Genomic DNA, 2,670 nt, shown 5'->3' with positions numbered 1-2,670 from the left:
AGGAGAACGGCTTCTACGGTTTCCGACTGGGCCGTCCGCTGCTGCCCGGCGACTCGGCGGAGCTGCGGTTCGACGTGGCACAGGAGACGCACGGCTTCACGAACGACGTGGTGAACGGCCCCGTGGTGGGCAACGGCACCTTCTTCAACAACCAGGAGATGCCCCGCATCGGCTACAACGCCGACGGCGAGCTGCAGGACGACGACACGCGCAAGTGGCACGACCTGCCGCCCCGCGCCCGCATCCCCCGGCTGGACGACCCCGCCGGCCGCATGCGCAACGACATCTCGGCAGATGCGGACTGGATCGCGTTCGAGACCACCGTCAGCACGTCTGCCGACCAGACGGCGGTGGCGCCGGGCTACCTGCAACGCACGTGGACGGCCGGCGGGCGGCGGTACTTCCGCTACCGCATGGACGCGCCCATCCTGGACTTCTACGCCTACCTCTCCGGCCGCTACGCCGTGCGCCGCGACCGGTGGCACGACGTGGCGATCGAGGTCTACTACGACCCCGGGCACGAGTTCAACCTGGACCGCATGGTCCGCTCGGTGAAGCGCTCGCTCGACTACTACACGGAGCACTTCGGCCCGTACCAGAACCGCCAGGTGCGCATCCTGGAGTTCCCGCGCTACGCCGCGTACGCGCAGAGCTACGCCAACACCATCCCGTACAGCGAGGCCATCGGCTTCATCGCCCACGTGAAGCCGGGCGACGTGGACTATCCGTTCTTCGTCACCGCGCACGAGGTCGCGCACCAGTGGTGGGGGCACCAGCTGGTGGGCGCGCACGTGCAGGGCTCGGCCATGCTCTCCGAGACGCTGGCCGAGTACAGCGCGCTGATGGTGATGGAGAAGGAGTACGGGCGGGAGAAGATGGAGGACTTCCTGCGCTACGAGCTGGACCAGTACCTCCGCGGCCGCGGCAGCGAGACGCGCGCCGAGCAGCCGCTGTACCGCGTGGAGCAGCAGGGCTACATCCACTACAACAAGGGCGGGATGGCGATGTACGCCCTGCGCGACTACATCGGCGAGGACCGGGTCAACGCCGCGCTGGCGGCCCTGCTGCACGAGCAGCGCTTCCGCGGGCCCCCGTACGCCACCTCGCGCGACCTGCTGCGGCACCTGCGCGCGGTCACGCCGGACTCCCTGCGCTACGTGCTCACCGACCTGTTCGAGACGGTCACGCTGTACGAGAACCGCACCCGCGCCGCGACCGCCACCCCGCTTGGCGGCGGGCGGTGGATGGTGGACATGACGGTGGAAGCGCACAAGATGCGCGCGGACAGCGCGGGCAACGAGACCGAGGTGCCCATGAACGATCTCGTCGACGTCTCGGTCGTTGGCAGCGCAGCGGGCATGGAGAACTTCCCGCTATACTTCGCCAAGCAGCGCCTCCGCTCCGGCGTGCAGCACGTGCGCGTCACGGTGGATGGCGTGCCCGCCCGCGCCGGCGTCGACCCGCGGCACAAGCTCATCGCCCGTCGCACCGCCGACAACGTGGTGAACGTCGTCCGCAAGAAGGCCCTGGCTCCGCCGAAGGCGGCGCGGCCGACGCCTGCGAAGCCCGCACGGTCATCTGCGCCGCGCTCGTGAGCTGCGTTCCGTGGTGGATGTCTCCGGGGGTCGAGATGAGATAATGCTTGCGCCCGGCGTGCTGCGTCTCCTGAGTTAGGGACCGCGAGTCCCCGCGGTCCCCCTCACTCCCCCGAGGTAGCCATGCTCGCAGGCTTTCGCGGCTTCATCTCACGTGGCAACGTGGTCGACCTGGCGGTCGGCATCGTGATCGGCGCGGCGTTCACGTCGGTGGTTAAGTCGTTCGTGGACGACATCCTCATGCCGCCCATAGGCCGGGCGACGGGCGGGGTGGACTTCGCGAACCTGTTCGTCACGCTCTCCGGGCCGAAGACGGCCACGCTGGAGGCGGCGAAGAAGGCCGGCGCCGTCACGGTGAACTACGGGCTGTTCATCAACGCGGTCATCTCGTTCCTCATCGTCGCTTTCGCGGTGTACCTCATCGTGCAGGCGTACGAGCGCATGCGCGCCCGCGAGGCCGTGGCGCCGCCGGAGCCGTTCGAGCAGGAGTGCCCGTTCTGCCGCATGAAGGTGCCCATCGCCGCCACCCGCTGCGCCTTCTGCACGTCGGACCTTCCGGCCGCGCTCGCCGCAACCGCCGGCGTCCTCGCCTGACGACGGGCCGCTACACGTTGGCTGCACGGCGCGGGCCAGCGTAGATTCCGCTTCGCACGCCCCACATCTCCCATCCCACGGCACGCCGGCCCCTGATGACGTCACTGTCCGAGAGCACCTTGCAGGAGATCGAAGTCCGCGCCGACGCCGCCACGCCCGGCATCGCCATCGACGCGGGCGAGGATGGCACGTGGAGCCTCTCCGTGGAGATGGGCGGGCAGCGCGTGCCTGTGGCGGACCGCATGCGCTACCACGAAGACGCCGTCTTCCTGCGCGACGGGCCGGCGGACGTGCAGGCACTGCTCGGGCGCGTGCGGGCGCTGGACGGCATGCTGCGCCGCGCCACGCTCTTCCTGCGCGACTACGAGGACGCCGACGCCATCGAAGAGCCCTCCGTTGCCGACAACCTCCGCGCGCTCATCGAGGAGATACAGGACGCGGGATGAGTGGGAGGACGTCTCGCATTCTCGGAGGCGCGGAT

At 69.4% G+C, this 2,670-nt stretch carries 3 protein-coding genes; all 3 read left to right on the top strand.

Going from position 1 to position 2,670, the window contains the following annotated elements:
- On the top strand, positions 1-1,595 hold a 1,595-nt coding region (locus tag VFE05_04240; GenBank protein HET6229265.1), incomplete at its 5' end, for a M1 family aminopeptidase.
- 123 nt (positions 1,596-1,718) lie between these two features.
- Positions 1,719-2,189 (top strand): large conductance mechanosensitive channel protein MscL, encoded by a 471-nt coding sequence (gene mscL / locus VFE05_04235; protein ID HET6229264.1) that lies wholly within the window; start codon positions 1,719-1,721, stop codon positions 2,187-2,189.
- A 95-nt stretch (positions 2,190-2,284) separates the two neighbouring features.
- Entirely contained in the window at positions 2,285-2,635 is a 351-nt protein-coding gene (locus VFE05_04230) for a hypothetical protein (GenBank protein HET6229263.1), read from the top strand.
- Positions 2,636-2,670: the final 35 nt, after the last annotated feature.

The organism is Longimicrobiaceae bacterium, from assembly GCA_035696245.1.
Lineage (GTDB): Bacteria > Gemmatimonadota > Gemmatimonadetes > Longimicrobiales > Longimicrobiaceae > DASRQW01.
This window is presented reverse-complemented; position numbering and strand designations above follow the sequence as displayed.